Source organism: Paenibacillus allorhizosphaerae, assembly GCF_042659105.1.
Classification (GTDB): Bacteria; Bacillota; Bacilli; order Paenibacillales; family NBRC-103111; genus Paenibacillus_G; species Paenibacillus_G allorhizosphaerae.
Window position 1 is genome coordinate 1,568,229 of sequence record NZ_JBHSRV010000001.1, and the last position, 25,320, is coordinate 1,593,548.

The following is a 25,320-nucleotide window of genomic DNA, read 5'->3' on the forward strand; positions in this document are numbered from 1 at the left end:
TTTACAGGCAGCGCACCTTTCAATACTCGTGGATTATGTCCCTTAGCTTGTACATGCCGGTATGGGCAAGATCAACAGCCACTTCCACCGAATCCAGCGTGTAATCCTGCAGCCGCTTGCTGTTGTTCATCGTCAGCCTGCTCCATGCCCGGAAATGATCCCTATAGAGCGTATGCTCAACCTGGTACACGTCGACCGCATCTTTTTTCCCTTCCGCAAACGTATGCTCGATCTGCGAGCGGATGACCTTCGCGATCTCCTTTTTCAGCGTCGCTTCATCGATGTTTTGCAGCATCTCGGCAACGATCGCCTTGCATTCGATTTGGATGGAAACGCGCACTTTATCGTTTTGCGCTTTAGGAATGATCCGGGATTTCGGTCTCACTATCGAGATCTTGCCTACCGGCTTTCCTTCCATATACAAAATGATCGGAGTGCGGACCGTACTATCTTCCAGCCAGCGCAGCCCGTCCAGCTTGTCATACTCAAGCCAATCCGTCATTTTCCCGTCATATAAAGCAAACACGCCGTCGACCGACAGCTTCGGATCGGGGCGTTTGTCTTTTTTCCATACCTCCTTGTCGATCGTTAACGAAGGAAGCAGCATCGTAAATCCCGGCTCCCGCAATTCAACGAAAAATTTGTACAGCTTCATGGGGCGAATATACGACCGCTGCCTATAATTTTCAATGGGCTGCGACAAAATGGAAGCGAGCGGCGACATGCCGAAGAATGGCGTCGTTCCGAATATTTGATCAATCGGTACGCGCGTGCCGTATACCCATTGGGTGTAACGCGTCTCGTTATAACGGAGCAATCCGTCGAGGCCGGCGCCGATCCCCCGTTTAAGCGCGGATTCCGAAAAGACGATCGAGGTCACGTGGCCCCAGAAAACTCGCTGCTGCGACGTTTTGTACAACTCGTCGAACGCTTCGCCCACGGTTTCCCCCTCAACTTGCCCCGTCCAAACGGACGAAGGCGCAGTGGTCTTCGGTCCTTCCTGCTTGGCGACGTTGGCAAAATCGAGCATTTGCGCATAGACGACGAAATGCCCGTCCTTATAATCGACACCGAGCGCCGTTAAATAGTTCATGTCCTGAATGGACTTCATATCCCAACAACCCGCTTGCGTCAACAACAGCGGCAGCAGCATGACCATCGCCAAAGTTCTCCTGTTCATGTAGTGTCGCCCCCCCGGCGCGTCGGATCGTCACCCTGCAGAAAAGCAGGACGGCGTTTGAGACTTTTCCACGGCTTGGCAAGCAGGGCGGGCAGCATTTCCCGGAATTTCGGCGGAGATAGCGGCGCAAGGTACGGCACCCCGAACGATTCCAAGGTCGACAAGTAAAGAACTAACCCCATTACCGACAGCATAAAGCCGTAAACGCCCAAAGCCATAGCGGCAAACAGCGTCACCAGACGCAAGACGGTGACGGTTCCGGCAAGCGACTGATTGGCGATCGTGAACATTGAAATCGTCGCGATGGAAGTGACGACGAGGGTCGTAGGACTTGTAATCCCCGCCCGAATGGCCGCATCCCCGACTATCAATCCGCCGACGACGGACACGGTCTGCCCGACCGCCCGCGGCAGCCGCATGCCCGCCTCTCGAAACAATTCGAACAGCCCGAGCATGATTAAGAAATCGAGCGGCCCGGACAGCGGCAGCCCGAGGCGCGAAGAGGCGATCGTCGCTACGAGCGGCAGCGGAATTTGATCGATATTGTTGCCCGACACGGCGATCCAAAATCCCGGGAGAAAGGTCGAAGCAATAAAGCCGAGAAAGCGCAGTGCCCGTTCCAAGGCCACATAGTAATAAGGAAAGTGGATATCCTCCGAAGACTTTAGCGAAAGCATGAGGTTCGTCGGGGCGATCACGGCCATCGGCGAACCGTCAACCAGAATCGTAAACCGGCCTCTCAGTAAACTCTCCGCCACAAAGTCGGGACGGTCCTTGTATTCCATCAACGGAAATAACGCATACCCCTTCCCTACCAACCCTTCCTCCAACTGAGCACTGGTGAGCAGACCGTCCACGTTCAATGCGTTCAAACGCTTCCGCGCTTCCTCAACAAATTCCGGGCGAATAACATCGTCTATGTACATCAGTGCAACCGAGGTGTGGCTTCTAGCGCCGATCGTGAACTTCTCGCAGCAGAGCGATCGCGTCTTCAAGCGTTTGCGAATCAAGGCGATATTGGTGCTCAGCTCTTCCGTAAAAGCGTCCTGCGGCCCTTTAATCGACGTTTCCGAGCTGGATTCCTCCGGCGTCCGGTTCGGCGGCTTGGCGATATTCAAAGAGAATAGCAAATTCGGATCTTTGAAGAAGAACACAAGCTCGCCGCAATATACCCGAAGCGTCAATTGCTCAATGGCGCCGGGATCGCGAATCGGCTCAAGCTGGAGCGTCGTACTTCGGTTCAGCAGGGAGGCGTCGATCTTCCCGGTGGAATGCAGCGCCGATTGAAGCTGCGGAAGCACCACCTTGTCTATAAGATCGGTATTGGCCATGCCTTGGCAGTACATGAGCAATACTTGCTGATCATCCGTCTGCGTTCCATACTTAAAGCTCTGTATACTGACATCGCCGGAACGAGCGAACCAATCGCGAAGAAACGGTTCGTTCAGCTGCGATACTTCGGTTTCTTTCAACGCGAATCCGCCTCCTTCTTGTTCCGATTCCTGGTAAAAGCCGTCATCACAAGCAGCAGCAAGGTCAGGAATAGATTAAAAGCAAATACTCCGTAAAAATGCCAATGGAGCAAATAATCGAAAAACATCGTGTCGTTCCATGGAACGAATTCGAGCAGCACGAAAACCAGGCACAGAACGGCCAAAAGAACCGTTCGCAATCGCCCTTTGCGCAGACCGGTTACATCCAGTGCAAGATACGTCAGCAGGGAAACGCGGATAAACGCTCCCGTCACCCATTGGTAAATGGAAAAAAAATCGAGGTGGGATATATATTTTCCCATTTGAACCATGCGCCATTGCTCGAATGCCGGGTACCGTAAAGCCGCGGCCTCAAACGGACCGAAGATGGAAATCGCTCCCATCAGTGGTCCAACGGTCAGCCCGATCAAAAAGAATGAGAGCAGCAGCAGCGAAGAAAGCCGCAGACGGGAAGTCACATGCTGCAGCAGAAATACGATAAGCACCAGCTCGAACAGGGCGCCGCCGGTCAGCATCGTATCTTTGAGCGAATTCATATAGCCATGCGTAAATAACGGGAACAACAAGGAATAGTCCTTATACTGCATATTGGCGCCCATGACCAAATAGCCGAGCAGGATCACGAGCGGAAGAAGCATTCCGGACGTAATTGCAATCGCCCGAATGCCGGCATAGGCGGCAAAAAAACACAGGACAATAAAACTGGACATGACCGCGAATCTTGGCGTTTGGGGGAGGTAGGAAATGTTCGTCCATGTCACGAAATCATTGATCGAGACGAGCGAATTTTCAATGCAGTATATAATGATCAGGATCATGACGAACAGCCCGGCGGCCTTACCGTAACGGTGACGGATCAAGTCCGTCACTTTGTCGCTTCCCACCCTTCGAACAATGACATACAAAATGCAGACCCATAGCAGTACGGGAATAAGGGCCGCTGCGGAGCTGATCCACGCATCTCTCTTTCCGAGCTGGAGCAAGACAGGGATTAACAACACGTGATTCGACAAGCCGACGGAAGTCATGAAGATGGAATACAGCAGGATTGCGGGAATTTTTTTATCCAATGTCATTCTCCACCAGGGTTATTTCTGGAAATTCCAATTTGTCCCTTAGCGTGCCACAACATGGGGATAAACATGTATGACATTTTCTGGAGACGCTGGGTAACGTAGTTGCCCGTTTAAAAGACAGGTCCTCCCTCAATCCCGTCATTGCAGCGATCGCAATCGCTTACTCCGCAATGGGTGATCTTCGGATCGACAGCATCTGCAATCACTTGTCGGGTAACCATCATACCCTAATCCCCTAAATGCACGGCAGATGGACGGCTGTTTTTCACGATGCGCCGCAGGCAAGTTTTGTTATAATAAATACCATCGATGACCAAAATGGGGGAGCAGAACGAAATGGGAATCACCATGAGAGAGGCGATGCGAATCGGCGGTCTTGCTCACTGCAAAGTCGTTGCGGGCGCGGACGGGTTGAATCGAACGCTTGATGCGGTTACGGTCATGGAAGTGCCCGATGTCATTCGCTGGTTGAAAAGGAACGTCCTGCTGCTGACCAGTTTATACCCGATCAAGGATGATGAGGAAGCGATCGGAAGCTTGGTGCAACGGTTACTTTTAGCGGGGAGCGCAGGGCTCGCGATCAAAACCGGGCAGTATGTGAAACAAATCCCCGCGGCGATCGTCGAAGCGGGCGACCGGCTTGGGCTGCCGATCATCGAAATTGACAGCGAAGCGACTTATTTGGATATTATGACTCCGCTTATGGAGTTCATCTTGAGCCAAACCGATCCGGGCGAAGCGCACCTGGAATCATTTTACCAATGGATTACGGAATTGGCCATGAGCGGGAAAGGCGTCCCTGCGTTAATCGAAGCCGTGGAGCAGATGACGGGCCATCAATTCTCGATCGGAACGGAGCTTCCCTCGCCGGAGCTTCGTTACGGAATCGAGGTTGCGCCCTTAACCGGCCTCCAAAAAAAACAATTGACGGCCGCAAAGCGCCCGGTTCGAATGGAGCGCATGGTCAACCGGCAAAAGCTCCCTTGCCTCGTCGCACCGGTGCTGTTGAACGAAGAACTGGTCGGCGATATAACGTGCCGGTCTTCGGAACGGGACTTTCATGAGCACGATTTTCATGTGCTGGAACGCACGATGATCCTGATTGCGCTTGAATTTCTCAAAGCGATTACCAAATCGGACGTAGAGCAGACGTTCAAAGACAACGTCATGGCGGACGTGCTGCAGGGTCGGGTCGCGGACATCGCGGAAACGATCGAGAAAGGCCGGCGTTTCGGGTGGGATTTAACATCGCATTATGCCGTTTACAGCATTGCCGCTAACCGGCGAACGACAGGCCATGAAGTCGATACCCGCGAAGCGATCTGGAACCCCGAATGGAAACGAAAGCTGCTGAACAAAGTGAACGCCGCCTTTCGATTCGATAAATCCAGCGTCATTGTTACGTGTCTACAGGAGCACATTGTCGTCCTGTATCCGTATCGGCACTGCCCCTCCAGGCAATCCGCCATGCGGCCGGCGGACTCGATGCACCGGCAGCTTACCGACGAATTCGAACAGTTATCGATTACGATTGGCGTTGGAAGATGGTATCCCGGCCTGGATGGCATCCACAAGGGCTACACCGAATGCTGCAAGGCGCTTCAACTCGGCAGGCCGCTCCGAAACCATGGCATCATTCATTACGAAGACCTGGGCCTCTTTCGAATATTGAGCCAGTGCCGCGATTCCAGCGAGCTGGAAAGTTTGCACGCGGAGTCGATCGGCAAGCTTGCCGAATACGATGCGATTCACGGGGCGAATCTGGTGGAAACACTGACGAGCTATTTCGCACATCATGGCTCCTTAACGGAAACCGCGGAGAAGCTGTTTGTTCATGTGAATACAATAAAATATCGGCTGCAAAAAATCGAGCAATTGACCGGCTGCAGCGTAAACGACGCGGAAGATCGGCTGCTGCTGCATGTCGGGCTGAAAATACGCCAATTGCTGCTAACCGAAACCGTCTGATTCACTGCCGAACGTTCGATATGTTCGTGCCACATGCGTATCGAACGTTCGGGAACGAGGACGGTCTATGCCATCCGAAATTCCAGCGGCTTGGACAATGTTTTTTTGACAGGACAGTTCATGACTTTGTTCACTACGACCCGCTTCGTTTCTTCATCCAGCTCTCCGGCGATGTCAATGCGGTAGTTAAAAATCGTTCTCGCGTCACTGCTTCGATCCAAATCCACTTGAACGGTAACATCTTCATAACCCAAATTCATGGAGTCAAGCACCATTCTTGTCGTTATGTTCAAACAGGATGCAAATCCGGCTTCGATAAGATCATGCGGGCGAAAATGTTGGCCGCTTCCCCCTTTTTCTTTGGTAACGTCCGAGCAGATGGTCTCGGTACCGTTAAAAATTTCAGTGGTGTAGTTTTCGTTTCCGTTTTTTGAAATGACCATAATTCCATCCGTTCTCCTTTTTGTACCAAGTATGGTAGAGTTATTATGATCCATTTCATGCTATTATCGAAATATATAAATACTATTAATTTTATAGGTATTATCTATAATCAAACGGAACATCCATTGCATTAGCCATATCTACAAAGATCGGCGCTTTTTTTTGTCGATCCCAACATATTGACGGCGCTCCCTTCCTGTTATGATATCGGAAGCAAACAAATGGAGGGATACCATGAACCGTAATGAACTGGCAAAAACGATTTACGAAACCGCCTATGTCGCGGGTACGTTCAAACTGCGCTCCGGACAAATGTCCGATCATTACCTGGATAAATATTTGTTCGAATCCGATCCGAAATTGCTCGGTGCGATTGCGAAGAAGCTCAAGGATATCGTTCCGGCGGATACGGAAGTATTGGCCGGCATCGAGATGGGAGGAATCCCGATTGCCACCGCGTTATCGCTCGAGACCGGAATCCCGGTCGTCTTCGTGCGAAAAAAAGCAAAGCCGTACGCGACGGAAAAGTTGGCCGAAGGGATCGGCATCCAGGGAAAACGGGTGTGCATCATCGAGGATGTCGTCACGACCGGCGGACAAATTATTGCAAGCGCCGAGGATCTCGCAGTGCTCGGAGCACGCCTCGGCCCGGTACTGTGCGTCATTGAGCGATCACCTCGAAATCGGAAAGCGCTGGAAGATGCCGGACTTGCGCTCACTGCTTTATTTACGACGGATGAATTGCATTCCGCAGGAACGCAGTCAGATCATACAGAGGCAGCGGCTCTGCCACATGCGGATTGCCGGTCAACCCCGTAATCGGTTCACCGAAATACGCCGATGAGCGGCTGAGCAATATTTCTCCATCGCTCGGGTACTGCTTGGCGGTCTTTTTCTTCGATGTAAATGCATTGCAAATAGTCAGATAAGCGAGTTACCCTGCCTTCTACGAGGATTTCCCGAATTTCGGACGCTTTTGCCGGAACTACGCTGTTCGAGACGGTCTGAAACCGCGCCAGCTGGAGGAACATGGCCGGACTTTTCCTGTACGAGCACCGATGCGGAAACCGCGGCGAGCTGCCCGAGTCGTATTTGGATAACTTGACGGCTCCATAATGAGCGGACAATAAGGAATACGCGTCGAGCTTCAGAATCGCAAATGACTCATCAGGCTCTCTTCTCGTGTAGGTGTCCAGCATCTTCCGACAATCCCTGACGGTAGGCCAAAAAAAGACATGACGGTCGAGAATGCTCCGAAATTGCTCCAGCGTACAAGCGGCATCCATCATATGTTCCGGAATCCGGAGATGAGCATTTATGGTAGCCGCGTGTTCGCCATATTTCACTTGTTTGGCCTCAGGACGGCGTTCGCCCGCGCTATATGGATATAAGGCATAACTTGACATTAAGCAATCCAAATGAGCCATCGCCCTCAAATTGCCGGCTCTCGTAAAATGATAAAGCGATTTTCTGCCTGCAGCTTTCGTAACTGCGGCGACCACGGTTTCCATGCAGTCCATGCCCACGAACCTCCTCCCACGATTATCCCCTCCGGGCCTAAGACAGTTATCCTGAATGTGCCAGTCGTTGCAGGTTGAGATTATAACGGTACAACGGCCATCCGGGCGCAAAAATGCCGACCATGACATCGTGGTCGGCATTGCAGCGTATCCTCGGACTCCACCCTATTTATACAATATATCTTCCCGAAGCGAGCCCACTTTCGCTAAAGCCGTTTCAATATCGGATTCGTTAACGCCAAAATGGGCAAGCGCATCATGAAGATGTTTGACGATGGCATCGAAGTGGACTGGCTGCAAATTCATCCCTGTATGGACTTTCGCCATCGATTGTCCCGTGTATTGGTTCGGTCCTCCTAAAGCGTAGCTGATGAATTTCGTTTGGTGGCGTCGCTGCTTTTCCATATCCGTGTGTTCGAAAAAATGATTTACGGTATCGTCAGCGAGTACAAGATCGTAAAAATAGTCAACCACCTTGGCTATCGCTTCTTCTCCGCCAAATTTTTGATATAGAGTCGTCGGTTCCGTCATGCGTCTATTTTCCCCCTGATGAAATCATTTCATTGGGTTATTATTCGGCACTGCCTAAATAATATGCGTTGTCTCCAACTAATCGATCGAGCCGGCTTTCCAATCTCCATACGACACAAAAGACTTGACTACTGTAAAAGTAAAATCAAGTCCGCATAATATACGATTGTAGAAACAAGCGTATTCGACACTGTGAATTCATTCCGACTACTCATTACCTCGAAACAAAGGTGCTGCCAGCCTCCCAAAAACGCCATGGGTAGTGCACGGCTTCGCCGGTATTGCCGATACCGATCCTCGGCCCTGCGGCGATCGTAGCGACCGGACGCCCTTCCGCGATAAAGAGCGGATGCTCGAACAGCGGCCTCCCATAGTCCGCCTTCACGATCCCCAGCGCTTTGGTCAGCTTTCCCGGGCCATTGGCAAGCTCTTGTTTCTTTTTCCCCGCACCGCGGCGTTCATACATCCACTCCAGTCCGGTACACGGCTCGACCGCCCTAATCAGAACCGCCTCCGGATGGCCGGCCGGCCCGCTGACCACATTGATGAGACAATGCGTATGCATCTCATACACGTAGGCGTAGCCGGGCGGACCGAACATGATTTCCGTCCTGGGCGTTCTCCGGTTGCCGAAGCTATGCGCCGCACGGTCCCCCGGTCCGATATAAGCTTCCGTCTCCACAATCCACCCGGAAGCCGTACCGGCTTCCGTTTCCTTTACCAGCAGCTTGCCGAGCAGCGCCTGCGCCAGTTCAAGCGTAGGCCATTGAAACAAAGAAACGTCCACGGGCTCAAACTTCAACGGGCTCCCTCCCCCTGTTTGAAAAATCTCCATTTCATTCGACAGCCATGCGGTTTACCTTATCGGCAACAAGCTGCAAATCTTGTATGAAATATTTCATCAGAACCGGGCGGCGGCGAACCGCTAGCGGATGGTAGGAAAAAGCCGCCGGTACGCCTTGTACGTCATGCCATTTTCCCCTGTAGCTTTTGACGTCCGCCTCAAGGCCCGGAAACAACGTCTCGACAACGACATTTCCTAATCCAAACAAAACTTGCGGCTTCTTCTCCGCAAACTGGAATTGCAAATGCGGGAAGCACGCTTCTCGGGCAGCCGGTTTATTATAGGCCCGTACCGGCCGGCATTTCAGCAGGTAGCTCACATAAACAAGCCCGTTATCCAAACCCGCTTCCTTCATTCCAATCTGCAGCGTTTCCCGCGTACCGCAAACAAACGGGTTCCCTTCCCGATCCTCGCGTGAGCCGGGGTTATCGAGCACAATAAACACGGGCGCATCCGGGTTGCCTTCGCCCCAGACTACGCGATGCCGCTGCTTGGCAAGCTCGCATCGTTCGCACTGCGCCGCATGCGGGGGAGCCGCCTCCTCCGGCAGTATTACGGGCCTGAACGCTTGCATAAACGGTCCTCCTTCAAATGTTCGATAAGCGAACGGCATTAGACTTAAGACTTCCGCCCTTCCGAAGGTTCGTGACTACTTTTCCCAATATACGGTTCAAGCTATTCCCGATTAGTTGACTTTGAGCGCCTTCATCGCCTTGCGAAGCTCCTTGAACGAGGGCCGCTTGCCGTACATCAATACGCCGACCCTGTAAATTTTGGCGGCCAGCCAGCTTAGCGCAAGCATGGTCGCCGTCGTCACCGCGATCGAAATCGCGATTTCCCACCAGCCCGGGTCGCTCATGCCGATGCGCAGGAACATAATGAGCGGCGAAAAGAACGGCACGTACGACATCGCGACGATGAACGGGGCGGTCGGGTTTTGCAAGCCGAATATCGCGATCATGAATCCCCCGATAATGAGGAACATCACGGGCATAATCGCTTGCCCGACTTCCTCGGTACGGCTGACAAGCGAACCTACCGCAGCGAACATCGTAGCGTATATAAAATAACCGAGTAAGTAAAAAACGATGAAAAAGCCGAGCAGTGAAAATTGCATATCGCTGAGATCGATGTTTAGACCTTTGATTTTGTCCAAGTTTTGTGGAATAAGCATATTCGCGGCGCTAACGACAATGAATACCGTGATTTGAACGAGACCGAGCAGGCATATCCCGATGATTTTGCCGAACATTTGCTTGAGCGGAGCAACGCTCGTAATAAGCACTTCCATGACGCGGGAGCTTTTCTCCGCCGTAATTTCCGTCGCAACCATATTGCCGTAGCCTATGACGGTCATATACAGAAGGAACAACAGCGCGTACACGAGCACATAAGCCATCTTCATTTGCGATTCCGTCTTGCCGCTCGTGCCTTCATGCACCTGCACCGACTGCAGCGATACCGGCGCGTTCAGCTTGGCGCGCTGCTCCGCCGTCAGCCCCAGGTCCTTCACGACGATTTCCGCCTTGACAGATTGCAAACCGTTTCTCAGCTTCGCCGTGAGCGAAGAATCCATCGAGCTTTTCGCATAATAGGTCGCTTTCGGGAAACCGGCCGCGGCATCCTCGCTCCATTCGAGATAGCCTTTAACCTCCTTCGCCTCCAGCTTCTCCTTCCCCAGCTTGGCGTTCGCTTCCTTCGAGCCGGCATCTCCAAGCGGCACGAGCAGCAGCCCGGTCTCCTGCCTGTCAAAGTATCCGGCCAGCGCCCGGGTTACTTCGGTTTCTTGCCCGACAAAGCCGATCTTGGTCTGTTCGCCGGATGAGGAAAACTTCGAAATCATGGCCGGCAAATTAATCATGACGGATAGCACTACGGCAAAAATAAGCGTTGTTACGACAAATGATTTCGTTTGCACCCGGCTAAGAAACGTAAAGCGAATAACGGTCATCAGCTTATTCATGAGGTCCTTGCCCCCCTACCGTCTTGATGAAAATCTCGTTCAGCGTCGGCTCCATAATTTGAAAGCGGTACACTTCCGTTTGCGACATCGCCGTGTGCAGCACTTCCTGCGCCGCATCCGGCTTGTCGAGCATAATTTCCGTCCTCGCTTCGCCCGTCTTAACCGAGCGGACGCCAGGGATGCTCTCGAGTCCTTGCACCCCTCGTTCCGTTTCCAGCAGCACCCGCTCGCGGGGGAATGAACGCTTGATAGCCCTCAGATTGCCCTTCAATACCGTATTCGAGCGGTGAAGCATAATAATGTTCTCGCACAGCTCTTCGACATGATCCATCCGGTGGCTGGAAAACAAGATCGTCTTCCCTTCCCGGCGAAGCTCGGTGACGTTGGTCTTCAGCAGCTCGACATTGACGGGATCCAGACCGCTGAACGCCTCGTCGAGAATCAGGATGTCCGGATCGTGAATGACCGCAGAGATGAATTGAATCTTTTGCTGGTTCCCTTTGGACAGCTCCTCGACCTTTTTGTTGTAATATTCCGGCACCTCGAACCGTTCCAGCCAATTGCGCAAGCTTTGCTCCGCCTTGGAGCGCTTCATGCCGCGCAGCTCGGCGAGATACAGCACCTGCTCGCTCACCTTCACCTTCGGGTACAATCCGCGTTCCTCCGGCAAATAGCCGATCCATCGGCGCACTTCGTCGGAGTACCCTTTGCCCTTCCAGTAAATCGAGCCTTCGTCGGGAAGAATGAGTCCGAGCGCCATACGCATCGTCGTCGTTTTTCCTGCACCGTTCGCGCCGAGCAGGCCGAATATTTCTCCGGGGCGCACCTCGATGTCGATCTCGTTCACGGCGACATTGCCGCCATACCGTTTCGTGACGTGGTCTATCTTTAACGGAATCATGTGTTTTCCGCTCCTTTCCGGCTTTTTGCGGCTTGTTCCTTATGCTTTTTTTCCGCAATCATATGGTGTAAAATTTCGTCCAATTCGAGCGACTGCCGCTTGATTACCGGGATTCCGGCCGCCTGCAGCGCTTCTTCCGTCAATGCTGCGTTCCGCGTAACGAACCGCGTCAGCGCTCCTTGCTCGCATTCGACTACGCCGGGAAGCTTCAGCCTATCCGGATCCATCGATTCGATCCACAGCGCTTTCCATTCGTCCAGCATCGCGTCTTTCTCTTTGTAATCGAGCAGCTTGCCTCCGTACAGAAAAGCGACATAATCGGCAAGCCGTCGCACTTCCTCAATCGTATGGGTGGCGATCAGCACGTTTTTTTCGCCGCTGTTCATAAATTCGCGAATTACATCCAGCATAATGCGCCAAATATACGGGTCAAAGCCCGAAGACGGCTCGTCAAGGATGAGCAGATCCGGCTGCTGGGCGATCGCGAGGCAAAAGGCAAGCCGGCGCTTCATCCCTTTGGACAACGAATTCGCCTTTGCTTTCGGGTTCAGCTCGAACCGTTCGCTTAATTCGTTCCACTTGTCCTTGCTCCATGCCGGGAACCAATGATTGTGAAAGTCAGCCAATTCCTCGATTCGGCTCGAGGATTCCTCGATAAACGACCGATCCGGCACATAGCCGATCCTTCGCTTGATATCGACATCGTGCTGCTCGTATTCGCTGCCGAACAGGGTGATCTTCCCTTGATCGGGCCGGCATATATTCAATAACATTTCGAACAGCGTTGTTTTTCCCGAACCGTTAGGCCCGACGAAAGCTGTACAGACCCCGGGCTCGATATTCAAGTCGAACGGTCCGAAATGGAACGTTTCGAACGATTTTTCCACACCTTGCAATACGACCTCATATGCGTTCATTCCTTGTTTCCTCCTTCATCGGCGTTCTCCGGCATCATCGCGTCCAGGCAATCGCGAAACAGCTTCTCCGTCTCCCCCCGCGTCAGCTGCACGCGCTGCGCCGTTGCGACCGCGGCGCGGAACGCTTCCTCGACCGCTCCCGTGCGGTATTGCTCCCGCTCGCTTTCGCTAACGGACGCAACGAACGTGCCGGTACCTTGCTTCGTTCGAAGCAGCCCTTCATTCTCCAAATCCTGATATACTCTGCGAATCGTAATGATGCTGCAGCTGAGGTCCTGGGCAAACTCCCTGATGGAAGGGAGCAGCGTTCCCTGGGGCAGCTTCCCGCTCAAAATAAGCGACCGCAGCTGCACTTCGATCTGATGATACATCGGCTCCGCCGAATCCGCGGATAATTGAATCGGCACCTGCATTTGATATTCCTCCTTCCAGGCCGCGCGGGACTTATCTGACAAACGAACGGCTGCGAATTTTATTCACGGTCAAGCGGAACCATAGCCATATCCAAAAAGCGGATAATGCAGCACCGAGAACGATGATCCATAGGCCGAAGCTTACAGCGCCTTGCATCGTCAGCTCCAGGAAGCCGGTTCCCAAAACTTTGATGCCTACCGACGCGGCAACGAGAAGAACCGTGAAGATCAAGCTAAACCGCATGTAAGATTTCCCGGTGCCGCCAAGCTCTTTGTAAGCGAACACGACACTCATGCATGCCCCGAAGTAGACCCAGACCAGGATGAAAGCCAAGCTTTGCCCGAACGTGAGCAGGTCGCTGATCCGGCCGATGAAATAAAACGGAAGGAAGAACAGCAGCGTCTGCGCGATGAGCGTCACGCCCATCTGCAAATATTTGGCGCCTACCGTTTCCGAGATGCTGATCGGCAGCTGCCTCATATACTGCACCTTTCGCGAAAAGAAATCGGTTCGATGGTAGGTCAAATATTCGCCGGCCATCGCAAACCCGAGGCAGCTTATGCCGCACAGGAAGATGATATCGACCGCTGCGCTTAAGGAGCGATCCGCAATTCCCGTGCTGGAAAAGTACATCCCTCTCGCAATAAGTCCGGAAAATATGCCGAGATACAAATACAATGCGACGGATACGAGCTTGCCCCAGTTGGAACGCTTAAGCTCGTGCTTCATAATAAACAAGGCGTTATTCCACATTCGACAGCACCTGCCTCAACAATAAAGTGTGTTTACTGTGTATATTTATATTAACAGTATACACATATAAGGTAAGGCTTTCAATTATTCATGAAAAAATAGGCCGGAGTAACCATTTGCTCAACCCTGAATTTTCTGAAATATCTATCAAATTGGTGAATATTAGGCGAAAACATGTGTATTTCGGACATCACCCGCCCCAATGATTTGCCTTACAATAAAAGAAAGCGCTTTAAAAATTTGTTGATCGCCCGTACATTTTTCTACTTATCCCCCATTCAAAGGAGAGATGCTCTTAATGAAGCTTTACCGCACGTTGCTGCATTTCGGAATGATCGCATCATTGACTTTGTCATTGCCTGCTGCACCTGCCATCGGAGCAGAGCCCGTACCTTTACATGACAGCGGCGTGACTCGCAGCGCAGGGCCGGTCGACGCAATTAGCTCTGCGCCGCTTGCCGCCAGTGTAGTGAACGTATCCAGCCCGGCCCAATTGGAAACCGCGCTTGCCGGCGCTTCCGCCGGAACGACAATTGTACTGGCGAACGGCATCTACACGAAGAACAGTTCCTTCACCATCAGCGGCAAGCAAGGGACGGAGACGAACCCGATTATCATCAAGGCCGCCAATCAAGGCCAGGCGGAAATTTCGGGCGGCGCTTATATGACCGTCAGCGGTTCTTCCTATGTCGTAATCGATGGCCTAAAGTTCACCAATACCGGCAACAACGCCGTTGCCATCGACGCCTCCCATCATGTCCGGGTGACGAACAGCCGCTTCGACCTGAACGAGGACGGTGCCAACATCAAGTGGCTGAACATCCGCGGATCGAACAGCCACCATAACCGGATCGACCATAACGAGTTTGCGAACAAAACCGATCCGGGACCGGTCGTTGCCGTGGACGGCAACGGCTCGACGAATATGGCGCAATATACGCTCATCGAATACAACTATTTCAAAAATGTCGGCCCGCGCATCGCCAACGGCCTGGAAACGATCCGCCTCGGGCTGTCCGGCGTATCGCTGCTGGACGGCTTCTCCACCGTGCAGTACAACCTGTTCGAAGATTGCGACGGCGATCCCGAGGTCGTATCCGTGAAGAGCAGCAGCAACGAGATCCGGTATAACACGTTCCGGAACTCGCAAGGCCAGCTCACATTGCGCCACGGAAACAACAATAGCGTTTACGGCAACTACTTTTTCGGAGACGGCATAAAGTCCGGCGTCGGCGGCATTCGCATCTACGGCACGGACCACAAAATATATAACAACTACATGGAAAAACTGACCGGCGATACACTCAGTCTGGACGGCGGCGACTTCGACGGCGGGCCGGACTCCAAAGACTACGTTAGCGGCGATCTGACCAAGCATTGGCGCGTCTACCGCACGCAAGTCGCTTTCAATACGATCGTGGACAGCAAAACCGGCATCATGGTAGGAAAAAGCTACACATATCCCCCGGTGGACAGCGTTCTTGCAAACAATATCGTCAATAATACGACCGGTACGCTGTATAACGAATACAAACCAGGCAACACCGCATTCGAAGGCAATATCGGCTTCGGCTCCACTTTGACGAACGGCTCGCGATCCGCTGCCGAAGTCCGCAGCGCCGATCCGCTGTTTACCGTCACCGACGGCATGAAGAAGCTGTCCGCAGGGAGCCCGGCCATCGATTCCGCCAGCGGAAGTTACGCCTACGTTGCGGAGGACATGGACGGACAGGCGCGGAACGGGTCGCGTGATGCCGGGGCCGACGAGTACTCGGTCGATCCGATCGTCAGAGGCCCACTCTCGCCTCCCGTCACTCCGATTCCGGCGGACGCTGAATTTACGACCTTTATCGAAGCGGAGGATGCTTCGATTCGAACCGAAGGTTTCGCCAAGCTTGCCTGCAGCGCTTGCAGCGGCGGAGCATATATGCAATCGCCCGGCGCAGGCAGCGCATCCGATCAGCTCGTCTACCGGATCAACGTATCGCACGGCGGAACGCTCTATCTTCATCTGCTTGGAAAAACGGCCGACGCTTCTTCCGGCGGAACGCGCGACTTTCTGGTGTCCGTCGACGGGGGACAGGAAGCACCGGCCGCGGCGGCGCGAGGCGACTGGGGATGGACGACCGCGCAAGCGCCGATCGCATTGACGGACGGAACACATGATGTAACGATCCGGCCGGTTACTCCGGGCGCAGGACTGGATCGCATCGCCCTATCCAAGAGCGGCAAGCCGCCGGTCGAATCCCCGCTTCCGAAGCTTGACGGCATCCAGGTGAACGGCATCCCCGTTCCTGACTTCGCTCCGTCACAGTACAGCTACACGTATAAGCTGCCGCTTGGCACATCGGGAATCCCTGCAGTCACGGCATCCAGCTCGCATACGGTGGAAATCGTTCCGCCGCAGGAAACATTCGGGACCGCCGTCATCTACGTCAGAGACCGGCAGGACCGGTACTTTTACTCGCGCTACGAGGTCCGCCTCACCGGCCTTCCGGTATACGGCAGCGTGACGGAGCCGCTGCTCCCCTACGGCATCGCAGGCGTCACAGCCAGCCCTGGCTATCACGCAAGCTACCCGCCGCCGAACACGATCGACGGGACGCTGTCGACGCGATGGGCGGCGAAGGGCGAGCACTGGATCCGGTTCGATCTCGGCGAGAGCAAGCCGCTCCAATACGCGCTGATCGCCTTCCTGAACGGCGACAAAGACAAGTACAGCTTCGACCTGGACCTATCCAACGACGGAGTTGCCTGGAAACGGGTGTTCAGCGGCGCCAGCAGCGGGCAAACATCCGATCTCGAGCTGTTCGCGTTCGAACAAACGCCGGCCAGATACGTATTGTTCAGCGGGCACGGCAATACGAAAGATGCGTGGAACAATATCAACGAGTTTATTGCGGCCGGCCGCGCCGTTGCCACGAAGCTTACGCTTCCTTCCGTTTCGGCAACGTACAGCGATTCCGTAACGCTCAGCGCACTGTTAACGGACGCGGACGGTACGCCGCTGGCTAACCAAACGGTTGGCTTCACCGTGAATCACGAACCGGCCGGAACGGCAGTAACCGACAGCAGCGGCAAAGCCGCTGTCAGCCTCCGTGTCAACGCCGGCGCCGCACCGGAAACGGATACGGCCGAATACCCCATGGAAGCCGTTTATGCGGGAGCTGCCGATCGGTCGATGCTCGGCAGCAATGCAGCCGGCGTGCTGATGGTCGGCAAAGAAGAAGCCAACGTCGTCTATACCGGTTCCGCCGCCGTGCCGGTCGGAGCCAAATCGCCCTTGTCCGCTGCGGTCACGCAGCAGGATGACGGAGAGCCCGGATCGATGCTGGGGCTTCCCGTACGTTTTGACGTTCGCCGTTTGCAGACAAACGGTCAAGCGGTACCTTACGCCGCCGTAACCGTTACTTCCGATGCGTATGGCCGGGCCGCGGCCGAAACGAACCTGACAGCCGGGCTATATGAGGTCAAAGCCGCGCTCGGCGGCAATCCGTATTACAAGGCGCTTGAAGCTTCGCCCGTGACCGTCGCGGTGTACAGTCCCGGCGCAAGCTCCGTGCAGGCGAACGGCTTTATCGAGCTTGACGACACTTCAAGCCTTATCGGAAGCAAGGCCAAGAAGCTTCACCTCGAAAGCCGATGGGAACGGACGCCGCAGGGCGGCATTACCGGCTACGCGCGCTTCCATTCGGAGCCTCAAGGATTGCGTCTGACGATGACGCAGGCCGAGTGGCTTGTGACGGCCGGAACGGAAGCCTATATTCAGGGCAAAGCCACGGACGACAACGGCGCCGTTTACACGGTCCGCATACGGATGGATGACGCGTCCAAGCCGTCTTCGATACTGACCGTTCAAGTCTGGCAAGGACAACGAGCCGAAGGCAATCCCCTCGTCAACCTGCAGGGGAAGAACTTTAAAGGTCAGCTGAGTATTAAATAGGAAGCGCTGCCGAACGAAGTGTTTGCGAAGGGATCATTATAGGAAAAGGGGCGATACGGAAATGAACAAAAGAAACCGTGTACTGCTTTCCACCGCCATTATCGCATTGCTCGGAATGTCCGCTTGCAGCGGGGGAGGGGGTACGAAGGCGGGAGACGCGCCAAAAGCAAAAGAGGCGAATGCGAACCGGGAGCCGGTCGAGCTGACGTTCTACCGTCCGAATACCGGAACGACGGAAGAACAATTTATGGATTTGATGGGCAAAAAAATTAAGGAAAAGTTCCCGTTCGTCACGCCGAAATTTATTCCTTTCGGGACGGGTACCAGCGTGAACGAAGTGATCGCGTCCGGTCTGCCGCTCGATATCGTTATTCTTTCCATCGGCTTTATTCCCCAATTTCAAAATTTCAACTTGCAAAGCGAATTGGACGAATACATGAAGAAGTATAATTACGATACGAGCAAGCTGGAAACGACCACTTACGATTTCGTTAAACAATTCGGCAAAGGCAAGACGTACTTCCTCCCGCTTTTTACAACCGCCGAAGTGCTGATGTATAACAAAGATCTGTTCGATAAATTCGGCGTGGGGTATCCGAAAGAAGGCATGACTTGGGATGACCTGTATGATTTGTCCAAAAAGATGACGCGCGTCGACGGAGGGGTCCAGCATTACGGCTTCCTGACCTCCATCTCGCACATGCTTCGCGTGAACCAGTTATCGCTGCCGTTTGTCGACGAGAAGACGAATCAGCCGGCGTTCGGCTCGGATAAGTTCAAGCAAATGTCCGAAAATTTCACGAGATTTTATTCCATGCCGGGGGCCGAACTGCCGAAAGACAAATACGGCAAAGAAGCCGATCTGTTCACGAAAGACCGGACCCTCGCCATGTATGCTTACTTTAACAGCACGATGGTAGGCGCACCGCCCGAAATGAATCTGGATGCGGTCCCGCTCCCTTCGTTCAAAGAAGCGCCGGGTGTAGGCTCCCAGATGTATCCGACCTTCGCCAGCGTCTCCAGCACGAGCAAAAATAAAGATGTCGCCTTCGAAGTATTGGCATATTTGACCTCGGATGAAATGCAGGAGAAGTTCGCCAAAGATGGATTAGGGATGCCGATCGTGAAAAATCCGAAGCTGCTCGAATCGTTCGGGCAAGACATTCCTCAGCTCAAGGGCAAGAACATCAAGGCGTTTTATCCCGCCAAGCCGGCTCCCATCAGCCCGAAGACGATATATGACGATTTGGCGGAAAAACAAGCTTCGAACGCGTTTAGAGAGCTGGCGCAGGGTGTAAGCGACGCGAATACCGCCTTCCGCAAAGGAACCGAGCAAGCGGTCAAAGATATTGAAGCTTCCGCGAAAAAATAGTCCCGTCGCACAGACATAAAAAGATGCGGAGAGCCTAGCATGTTCTTCTTGCGTCAGCTTCATACAGAAACGGCTGGACATCTCGTTGTCCAGCCGCTTTTCTTATATAATGCTATAGGCTTGGCGTTCCTTCGGAAGCCTGGGCCCTCCTTGCGACGCACATTCTCTCTTACACCGACGCCGGTGCCGTCTCGGCGGCTTTCGCTTCGTCCTGATACCAGAACAATGCGTACTCCGTCATAACCGAGGCATGCCCCATTTGACGGAGCATCGCCGATATATTGCCCCGGTGATACGTTGCGTGATTGACCACCTGAAGAACCATTTCCGATAACCTCGTATTTCGCACGCCCGCATACGGGTTGTCAAGTACAATCGTCTTTTCCAAATCGTCTTGGCCGTCAAGAAGCGCTTTGAACCGTACGGACAATTCAGCGTACATCGCCTCCAGCTCCTCAAGGCTGCTGGATTCCACTTGTTCCTGGGATTGCAGCGCCCTCTCCATAGCCTCGCTCATGCTTATCCCGCTAATCGTATGGAACCAGCTGAGATCAACGAAATACATGTGCGCAAGCAATTTGGAGATGGTAGGAAATATGCTCTGAATCTGCTGCGTGTAGACGTCGCGCGGCAGCTCCTTTAACCGGTTGATCATCGTTTGGTTCGCCCATACGTGAAAGTTATACATTGTTACGGCATTTGACATTGTTCATCTCCTCCTTTGTTTTCACATTGCGATTTGATGAACTCAGTATACACCGCGAAGTATGACAACAGACTGTCACACTTCGGCATAACGGGATAACATTTTTTCGAGCTTCGTTTTCATGACCTGTCGCAATTCCGCCGGTTCCATCACCTCGACCCTGTCGCCGAAGCTGAGCAGAATCGATAACAGCCATCTCGCTTCCGCCGGATTGACGATTTTCAGCGTCATCGTAAGCGAGCCGTCGTCGTTGAATCGTTTGTCCGCATCGTAAAAATGATCCATCGCCATGGCGAGCGAATCGACGGAAAAATGCAGCACTACATCCGCCTTATGTGCCTGCCGGCTCATGTCGTAGGTGCGTTCCCTTTGCTCCACGACGTGCGTGCGGTGGAATGTCTCCAACGTGGCTGTCACATCCGCCATGCGTGTCACACGAAACTCGCGATAATCCGCGCGCGTCCTGCAAAAGGCGTATAAATACCACGCACCGTACTTATACATCAGACGAACGGGTTCCACAATGCGATTCGTTCGCTCGTTCTTGGCGTTAATGTAATCGAACCGAATGACGCGCCGCTCGGTAATGGCCGTTCGCAGCAGCCGAAGCGATTCCGTATTCGCGCGCCAGCTCCCAATATCCATGGACAAGCTTTGCGTCTGGCTTTCCTGCCCTACGGTTTGCAGCCGATGAATCGTTTCGAGAGCGCGTTCGTCCTCGAACACGGTCGACATACTGTGCAGGATGGTGATCAGCGATTCGACGTCGTAGGAACCAAGCAAGCTTTTATCCATCTTGTACTCTTCCATAATGCCGTAGCCGCCGTTCACGCCCTGATAGGATACGACCGGAATGCCGGCGGCGCAAATCGCATCGATATCCCGGTATATCGTTCTCTGGGATACGTTGTACTTTTCCGCCAAAGCCGAAGCCGACAACACTTCGTTATTGAGCAGCATATAAATCATTGATATGAGACGTTCCAGTTTCATCTATTTCACCCCATGAATGGATCGCTGCATTGCGCGAAAACATTTCCATATTATATCATATTTTCAGCGCGACGCCCGGCGGCAAAATCGATTGAACGCTTGCAAGTATGCCGCTGCCGTCATGCATCTGCTCGCCCAGCAGAACGACGATGCCGGAATCGTATCGCGTACGGATCAATCGCCCGATCCCCTGCCTGAGCCGCAGCAGCATAAACGGCAAATCGACCTCCGCGAAAGGATCGTCGCATTCGCTGCGTTTGGCCTCATAAACCGGGTCGTGAGGAGGAAATGGCAGTGACCAAATGATGACGTTCGATAGCGACGGCCCGGGCACGTCAAGTCCCTCCCACAAGCGAACCGCGCACAGGACGCCTCGTTCGCCGCTTTGAAACGAAGCGACAAGATCGCTAAGCTCCCGGTCGCCCTCGAACCCGAACCGCATTCCTGCGCATTCCGGATGACGGACCGCTTCCTGCTTGAAGCGAAGCAACGACTCGTTTGTACGGAACAAAATCAAGGCTCTTCCTTCCGTACGCTTGAGCCAGTAGACGGCGGCATTCATCTTCTCCGCGAACGTACCTTCGTCCGCCCACCGGGGCGCAACGACCTCCATCTGAGACCCGTAATCAAACGGGGATGGAACCGTGAACGACAAATACCTGCTGACACCGATACTTTCCGCGACATACTTGAAGGAACCGTCCACGGATAACGTCGCCGATGAAAAAATGATCGGCATGCTCTGCTCAAATACGTTCTCCTGCATCACTTCCTTCACCTTCCGAGGCATGATCGCCAGTACCGGCTCTCTCTCTTCGCCTTCCGCGACCCAGCAGAGAGGCGGCTCCGGTCGATCAAACAGCCCCAAAGCTTTCTGCAGCATTTCCAAATGTTCCTCCACAATGCGAAGATGGTATTCGTTCAACGTATATAATCCGCTCTCCAATACCAGTTCTTCTTCGATCTCCACGACGATGTGTCGAAACCGTCCGATCTCCCGCTTCAGCCCGTCGTCCCATTGGATGCGTTTCCGATCCGATCCTAGAACCGCCATGCTTTGCCGTTCCAGCACACCGAACATCGTCTCGCTCTGTGCAATGGCTTGTTCTATAAGCAGCGCCAAAGACTCGCGTATTTGCCCCTGAAGCAGACGCTGGAGCAGCTCTAAGAATACGGAATGCTTCAGCTTATAAGTTAACGCCTTTTGCGCCGCCGCTTCCAGCAAATGCCCTTCGTCGAACACGACCGCGCAATGATCAGGCAGCAGCGGCAGCTGCCCTTCCCGTTTCCGGCTTTCTCCAGTCCATATATGTTCCATGTAAAAATCGTGCGAGCAAACGACAAGATCGGCCGCCTTCCTGTAGTGGTCACGCGACAGCGTTTGCCCGCAGCGCTGCCTTTTATCGCAAATAAAACAGTCTTGAAAGACGTCCCAGCTGATTTCGTTCCACTGCTCATCGGTAAAATGCGGATAATGCTTCCGGTCGCCGTAAGCATGGAACGGTTGCATCGACATGCGGGAACGGACAAAATCCGGCAGCGTCTCATGCAGCTCCTCGAACAACTCCGCTTCCGCGCTCATGAATCTCGCGTCATCCAGCTTGTTCAGACACAAGTACTGGTCATGGGACTTGGCCAAACGGGCGTCGATATCGAGGTTCAAGTATCGTCTCAATTTGGCGATATCCCCCTCGGGCTTGACGAGCTGCTCGATCAAAGACTCGTCTGCACAAGCGATGACGACCGGCTTGCGCATATACCGGGCATAACAAAGCGAGTACAGCAAGTACGCCATCGTCTTTCCCGTACCGACGCCCGCTTCGGCAAACAGCGTCTCTTTGCCTCTGAATGCCCGTTCGAGCTGATACGCCATATAAATTTGTTCCTCGCGAACTTCGAAACCGCAGTCCGGCAACCTGTCGTAAAACACGTCCGCCACCCATTCGCGAACTTGCAAAAGGTAAGATCGGGTAGGATCGTATGCGAAAGGATACCGACTGCTTGCAGGGTGACAGGCCGATTTCTGAATGTCCATATTCACGCCTCCAGAGGATGGGAGTCATTACTGGAACAGTCTACACGGCAATCCGCAGCAGAACCAGTCTGTTTTTTTCTTCCATTTTGTGGTATAATATACATATAAGGAACAAAAAACGAGCAGCTTCTCCCGCCGTCATGCGGCTTGAAGCGCTCGTTTTTTTTGTACGTTCCGGCCGTCCGATTATTCCAGCGCGTTAACGATTTCGTCCGTCGTCCGAATACGGCCGATCCGCGGAAAAATATACTTGGCCGTATGGTCGTGCTCTTCAGCCGACATGGCGGTCATCGCATCGACGGCAAAGATTTGCTGGTAATGATGCTGAAACGCCTCGCGCGCCGTCATCTCGACGCCGATGTTCGTGGAAATGCCGCACAGCACGATCGTATCGATGCCGCGCCGGCGCAGCTGCAAGTCGAGATCGGTGCCGAAGAAGGCGCCCCACTGCCGCTTCGTGATCACATGGTCCGACGGCGACGGATGCATCTCCTCCACGATGTCGGCCCAATCGGCCGGCCGTGCCGCTGCCGGGGCCGGGGGCTGATCCGTGATCGGGCGCAGCGCCTCCTTCCCGTCGGTAAAAGCGACGCGCACAAGGACGATGAAGGCGCCGTTGCTGCGAAACGCCTCCGCCATCCGGGAGGCGTTCGCGACAACCGTTCCGGAGTCATGAGGAGCCCCCTTATGCGCAACAATGCCTTTCTGCAAATCGATGACGACGAGCGCCGTCTTGGCGGCTTGAATATGGAATGACATCCCGTAATCCCCTTTCGCATGATCTTGTCACTATCGATGTTAATCCTTTGGGGATGTCATTGCAAATCTCTCGCGTACTTCTCCTTGCCAACCGCCCGAGCCGTTATTTGACTCGCGCCGTCTCGATTTCTTTTCTGGCAGCTTCCGCCGCATCTCTTAACGCCGTATTGATATCGCTTTGGCCGGTGACGATATTTTTGAAGATGCTTGTCGCTTTGGCTCCGGCAATGCCGCTTAACTGATCTTTCGGCGTAATGAGCGCAGCTTTTTCGGGGGCGTACGCCTTAATGTTTTTCCCCTTCAAAATGTCCGAGCCTTGGGCGAACGCGTTTTTCACGCCGGGATTGTTCAGCGAGGTCATAATCCCCTGCCTCGATTGCTTCATCTGATACTCATCCGAAGTCAAATATGCCAGAACCTCGAACGCTTCATCCTTATGCTTGCTGTTTGCCGCGATTTCCATATAAGAAGGCGTATATTGCGGAGCGACGCCCATCGCTTCTTTAAAATAAGGCATCGAAATGACGTCCCAATCGAAATCGAATTTCGTTTCCAGCGTAAACGAGGCGTAATATACCATCATGGCCGCCGTCTGATCTTTGACGAAATAATTTTGCCATTGCGTTATCAAATCGCCCGCTTTATCGCCGGCCAGTTGGTAAAATCGGGCATAGTTGCTAACCACGGCTTTAAACTTGTCCTCCTCGAGTAGCACTTTGTTCGTCTTCGGATCGTAATAAGGCGCAGAGAGCTGATTAATGTTCAGCATGTGCGGGACGGACATCGTCAGACCGTAATATTGCACCCCGCCCTCGGTACGTGTCAGCTTTTTCGACAGCTCGTAAACCTCGTCCCACGTCATCCCTTCCTTTGGATAGGCAACGCCGAATTTATCGAAAACGCTCTTGTTGTACGCGAGATTGAACGTGCTCACGCTGACGGGAAGGCCGTACATGCCGCCTTCGGAGTACTCTTTCATAAACTGAACAAGCGAAGGCTCCAGCCGGTTCAGGTCGTACTTATGCTTTTTAATCAGCTCCGTCATGTCGTACTGCAATCCGTGCTTCACTAGCTCGTTGATCGTCGTCGTCGTGGACATAATGATGTCGACCGTTTGACCGGCGGCAATCAGATCGGCCGTTTCCGTCCCCTTAGCGTATGGAATGAACTTGATTTTATAATTCGGAAATTTGGCTTGAATGTCATCCCCGCGTTCTTTCATGAACTGTTCCACTGTACGGGGCGCGAGCGGAGAGTAAAATATGATTTCGACCGGATCTTTGCTTGCGGCCGGCTTTTCGGATACATTGCCCCCCGTTTCCTTTGCCGGGCCTGTTCCGCTGCAGGCAGCCGCTGTAGACGCCATCAGCATAATGGCAAGCGGCATTGAAATTTTTTTCAAATTTGACATGGTCATTCCCGACACATCTCCTCACGAATAGAATCCCCTACCGATGCGGTATCGTTTCGCATGTTGTTTTATCCTTTCGGAGAACAGCAGCGCCCCC

22 protein-coding genes are annotated in these 25,320 nt (G+C 53.4%); 4 read left to right on the forward strand and 18 right to left on the reverse strand.

Annotated elements, in window-relative coordinates; all coding sequences use genetic code 11:
* Positions 1-19: 19 nt before the first annotated feature.
* The 3 genes from ACFQI7_RS06900 to ACFQI7_RS06910 are packed head-to-tail and all read right to left on the reverse strand — an operon-like array spanning position 20 to position 3,743.
* Positions 20-1,180: a Ger(x)C family spore germination protein gene (locus ACFQI7_RS06900; RefSeq protein WP_218098530.1), complete on the reverse strand. Its 1,161-nt coding sequence runs from the start codon at positions 1,178-1,180 to the stop codon at positions 20-22.
* On the reverse strand, positions 1,177-2,652 hold the full coding sequence (locus tag ACFQI7_RS06905) for a spore germination protein (protein ID WP_218098531.1): 1,476 nt from the start codon (positions 2,650-2,652) through the stop codon (positions 1,177-1,179). The genes ACFQI7_RS06900 and ACFQI7_RS06905 overlap by 4 nt, the downstream gene beginning before the upstream one ends.
* Positions 2,649-3,743 (reverse strand): endospore germination permease, encoded by a 1,095-nt coding sequence (locus ACFQI7_RS06910; protein WP_218098532.1) that lies wholly within the window; start codon positions 3,741-3,743, stop codon positions 2,649-2,651. Before ACFQI7_RS06910 ends, ACFQI7_RS06905 begins: the two co-directional genes overlap by 4 nt.
* Positions 3,744-4,085: 342 nt before the next feature.
* Here ACFQI7_RS06910 and ACFQI7_RS06915 point away from each other — a divergent pair, with 342 nt between their 5' ends.
* Entirely contained in the window at positions 4,086-5,717 is a 1,632-nt protein-coding gene (locus ACFQI7_RS06915) for a PucR family transcriptional regulator (RefSeq protein ID WP_218098533.1), read from the forward strand.
* Positions 5,718-5,782: 65 nt separating this feature from the next.
* On the opposite strand, the gene ACFQI7_RS06920 is transcribed toward ACFQI7_RS06915, so the two are convergent.
* Positions 5,783-6,160 (reverse strand): OsmC family protein, encoded by a 378-nt coding sequence (locus tag ACFQI7_RS06920; RefSeq protein ID WP_218098534.1) that lies wholly within the window; start codon positions 6,158-6,160, stop codon positions 5,783-5,785.
* Between the two features lie 235 nt (positions 6,161-6,395).
* Between ACFQI7_RS06920 and pyrE the strand changes: the two genes are divergently transcribed.
* Entirely contained in the window at positions 6,396-6,980 is a 585-nt protein-coding gene (gene pyrE, locus ACFQI7_RS06925) for an orotate phosphoribosyltransferase (RefSeq protein ID WP_218098535.1), read from the forward strand.
* A gap of 5 nt (positions 6,981-6,985) precedes the next feature.
* Here the strand turns inward: pyrE and ACFQI7_RS06930 are convergent, their stop codons facing one another.
* The 9 genes from ACFQI7_RS06930 to ACFQI7_RS06970 all read right to left on the reverse strand — a co-directional run bounded on the left by ACFQI7_RS06930 (position 6,986) and on the right by ACFQI7_RS06970 (position 14,004).
* Positions 6,986-7,681: a DUF7002 family protein gene (locus ACFQI7_RS06930; RefSeq protein WP_218098536.1), complete on the reverse strand. Its 696-nt coding sequence runs from the start codon at positions 7,679-7,681 to the stop codon at positions 6,986-6,988.
* A 165-nt stretch (positions 7,682-7,846) separates the two neighbouring features.
* Positions 7,847-8,212: a group I truncated hemoglobin gene (locus ACFQI7_RS06935; RefSeq protein WP_218098537.1), complete on the reverse strand. Its 366-nt coding sequence runs from the start codon at positions 8,210-8,212 to the stop codon at positions 7,847-7,849.
* A gap of 214 nt (positions 8,213-8,426) precedes the next feature.
* Positions 8,427-9,047 carry a DNA-3-methyladenine glycosylase gene (locus ACFQI7_RS06940; protein ID WP_218098538.1) on the reverse strand — a complete coding sequence of 207 codons (621 nt, stop codon included), beginning with the start codon at positions 9,045-9,047 and terminating at the stop codon, positions 8,427-8,429.
* A 1-nt stretch (position 9,048) separates the two neighbouring features.
* The gene (locus tag ACFQI7_RS06945) at positions 9,049-9,630 is read right to left on the reverse strand and encodes a uracil-DNA glycosylase (protein ID WP_218098539.1); all 582 of its coding nucleotides are present in this window, start codon (positions 9,628-9,630) and stop codon (positions 9,049-9,051) included.
* A gap of 111 nt (positions 9,631-9,741) precedes the next feature.
* The gene (locus ACFQI7_RS06950) at positions 9,742-11,019 is read right to left on the reverse strand and encodes an ABC transporter permease (RefSeq protein WP_218098540.1); all 1,278 of its coding nucleotides are present in this window, start codon (positions 11,017-11,019) and stop codon (positions 9,742-9,744) included.
* Complete coding sequence (locus ACFQI7_RS06955) at positions 11,012-11,920, reverse strand: ABC transporter ATP-binding protein (protein WP_218098541.1); 909 nt, start codon at positions 11,918-11,920, stop codon at positions 11,012-11,014. The genes ACFQI7_RS06950 and ACFQI7_RS06955 overlap by 8 nt, the downstream gene beginning before the upstream one ends.
* Positions 11,917-12,837: an ABC transporter ATP-binding protein gene (locus ACFQI7_RS06960; RefSeq protein ID WP_218098542.1), complete on the reverse strand. Its 921-nt coding sequence runs from the start codon at positions 12,835-12,837 to the stop codon at positions 11,917-11,919. The genes ACFQI7_RS06955 and ACFQI7_RS06960 overlap by 4 nt, the downstream gene beginning before the upstream one ends.
* On the reverse strand, positions 12,834-13,250 hold the full coding sequence (locus ACFQI7_RS06965; protein WP_218098543.1) for a GntR family transcriptional regulator: 417 nt from the start codon (positions 13,248-13,250) through the stop codon (positions 12,834-12,836). Before ACFQI7_RS06965 ends, ACFQI7_RS06960 begins: the two co-directional genes overlap by 4 nt.
* A gap of 31 nt (positions 13,251-13,281) precedes the next feature.
* Complete coding sequence (locus ACFQI7_RS06970) at positions 13,282-14,004, reverse strand: hypothetical protein (RefSeq protein WP_218098544.1); 723 nt, start codon at positions 14,002-14,004, stop codon at positions 13,282-13,284.
* Between the two features lie 298 nt (positions 14,005-14,302).
* Here ACFQI7_RS06970 and ACFQI7_RS06975 point away from each other — a divergent pair, with 298 nt between their 5' ends.
* Together ACFQI7_RS06975 and ACFQI7_RS06980 are read left to right on the forward strand one after the other, a co-directional pair.
* Positions 14,303-17,947, forward strand: a complete 3,645-nt coding sequence (locus tag ACFQI7_RS06975) for a chondroitinase-B domain-containing protein (protein ID WP_218098545.1) — start codon at positions 14,303-14,305, stop codon at positions 17,945-17,947.
* A 61-nt stretch (positions 17,948-18,008) separates the two neighbouring features.
* Positions 18,009-19,319: an ABC transporter substrate-binding protein gene (locus tag ACFQI7_RS06980; RefSeq protein ID WP_218098546.1), complete on the forward strand. Its 1,311-nt coding sequence runs from the start codon at positions 18,009-18,011 to the stop codon at positions 19,317-19,319.
* A 169-nt stretch (positions 19,320-19,488) separates the two neighbouring features.
* Here ACFQI7_RS06980 and ACFQI7_RS06985 read toward each other — a convergent pair whose 3' ends face one another.
* The 5 genes from ACFQI7_RS06985 to ACFQI7_RS07005 all read right to left on the reverse strand — a co-directional run bounded on the left by ACFQI7_RS06985 (position 19,489) and on the right by ACFQI7_RS07005 (position 25,229).
* Entirely contained in the window at positions 19,489-20,025 is a 537-nt protein-coding gene (locus ACFQI7_RS06985) for a DinB family protein (protein ID WP_218098547.1), read from the reverse strand.
* Between the two features lie 75 nt (positions 20,026-20,100).
* Entirely contained in the window at positions 20,101-21,018 is a 918-nt protein-coding gene (locus tag ACFQI7_RS06990) for a helix-turn-helix transcriptional regulator (protein WP_218098548.1), read from the reverse strand.
* Positions 21,019-21,073: 55 nt separating this feature from the next.
* Positions 21,074-23,053 carry an ATP-dependent DNA helicase gene (locus ACFQI7_RS06995; protein ID WP_218098549.1) on the reverse strand — a complete coding sequence of 660 codons (1,980 nt, stop codon included), beginning with the start codon at positions 23,051-23,053 and terminating at the stop codon, positions 21,074-21,076.
* A gap of 186 nt (positions 23,054-23,239) precedes the next feature.
* On the reverse strand, positions 23,240-23,812 hold the full coding sequence (locus ACFQI7_RS07000; RefSeq protein ID WP_218098550.1) for a hydrolase: 573 nt from the start codon (positions 23,810-23,812) through the stop codon (positions 23,240-23,242).
* Between the two features lie 103 nt (positions 23,813-23,915).
* Positions 23,916-25,229, reverse strand: a complete 1,314-nt coding sequence (locus tag ACFQI7_RS07005; RefSeq protein WP_218098551.1) for an ABC transporter substrate-binding protein — start codon at positions 25,227-25,229, stop codon at positions 23,916-23,918.
* Between the last annotated feature and the right edge of the window lie 91 nt (positions 25,230-25,320).

Excerpts from the sequence above, each read along its gene's own strand:
- ACFQI7_RS06935 (WP_218098537.1), bottom strand. The coding sequence starts at position 8,212 with ATGACGGAACCGACGACTCTATATCAAAAATTTGGCGGAGAAGAAGCG.
- ACFQI7_RS06915 (WP_218098533.1), top strand. The coding sequence starts at position 4,086 with ATGGGAATCACCATGAGAGAGGCGATGCGAATCGGCGGTCTTGCTCAC.
- ACFQI7_RS06920 (WP_218098534.1), bottom strand. The coding sequence starts at position 6,160 with ATGGTCATTTCAAAAAACGGAAACGAAAACTACACCACTGAAATTTTT.
- ACFQI7_RS06980 (WP_218098546.1), top strand. The coding sequence starts at position 18,009 with ATGAACAAAAGAAACCGTGTACTGCTTTCCACCGCCATTATCGCATTG.
- ACFQI7_RS07000 (WP_218098550.1), bottom strand. The coding sequence starts at position 23,812 with ATGTCATTCCATATTCAAGCCGCCAAGACGGCGCTCGTCGTCATCGAT.
- pyrE (WP_218098535.1), top strand. The coding sequence starts at position 6,396 with ATGAACCGTAATGAACTGGCAAAAACGATTTACGAAACCGCCTATGTC.
- ACFQI7_RS06970 (WP_218098544.1), bottom strand. The coding sequence starts at position 14,004 with ATGTGGAATAACGCCTTGTTTATTATGAAGCACGAGCTTAAGCGTTCC.
- ACFQI7_RS06940 (WP_218098538.1), bottom strand. The coding sequence starts at position 9,047 with ATGGAGATTTTTCAAACAGGGGGAGGGAGCCCGTTGAAGTTTGAGCCC.
- ACFQI7_RS06995 (WP_218098549.1), bottom strand. The coding sequence starts at position 23,053 with ATGGACATTCAGAAATCGGCCTGTCACCCTGCAAGCAGTCGGTATCCT.
- ACFQI7_RS06975 (WP_218098545.1), top strand. The coding sequence starts at position 14,303 with ATGAAGCTTTACCGCACGTTGCTGCATTTCGGAATGATCGCATCATTG.
- ACFQI7_RS06990 (WP_218098548.1), bottom strand. The coding sequence starts at position 21,018 with ATGAAACTGGAACGTCTCATATCAATGATTTATATGCTGCTCAATAAC.
- ACFQI7_RS06960 (WP_218098542.1), bottom strand. The coding sequence starts at position 12,837 with ATGAACGCATATGAGGTCGTATTGCAAGGTGTGGAAAAATCGTTCGAA.
- ACFQI7_RS06965 (WP_218098543.1), bottom strand. The coding sequence starts at position 13,250 with ATGCAGGTGCCGATTCAATTATCCGCGGATTCGGCGGAGCCGATGTAT.
- ACFQI7_RS06900 (WP_218098530.1), bottom strand. The coding sequence starts at position 1,180 with ATGAACAGGAGAACTTTGGCGATGGTCATGCTGCTGCCGCTGTTGTTG.
- ACFQI7_RS06930 (WP_218098536.1), bottom strand. The coding sequence starts at position 7,681 with ATGGACTGCATGGAAACCGTGGTCGCCGCAGTTACGAAAGCTGCAGGC.
- ACFQI7_RS06950 (WP_218098540.1), bottom strand. The coding sequence starts at position 11,019 with ATGAATAAGCTGATGACCGTTATTCGCTTTACGTTTCTTAGCCGGGTG.
- ACFQI7_RS06955 (WP_218098541.1), bottom strand. The coding sequence starts at position 11,920 with ATGATTCCGTTAAAGATAGACCACGTCACGAAACGGTATGGCGGCAAT.
- ACFQI7_RS06985 (WP_218098547.1), bottom strand. The coding sequence starts at position 20,025 with ATGTCAAATGCCGTAACAATGTATAACTTTCACGTATGGGCGAACCAA.
- ACFQI7_RS06945 (WP_218098539.1), bottom strand. The coding sequence starts at position 9,630 with ATGCAAGCGTTCAGGCCCGTAATACTGCCGGAGGAGGCGGCTCCCCCG.
- ACFQI7_RS07005 (WP_218098551.1), bottom strand. The coding sequence starts at position 25,229 with ATGACCATGTCAAATTTGAAAAAAATTTCAATGCCGCTTGCCATTATG.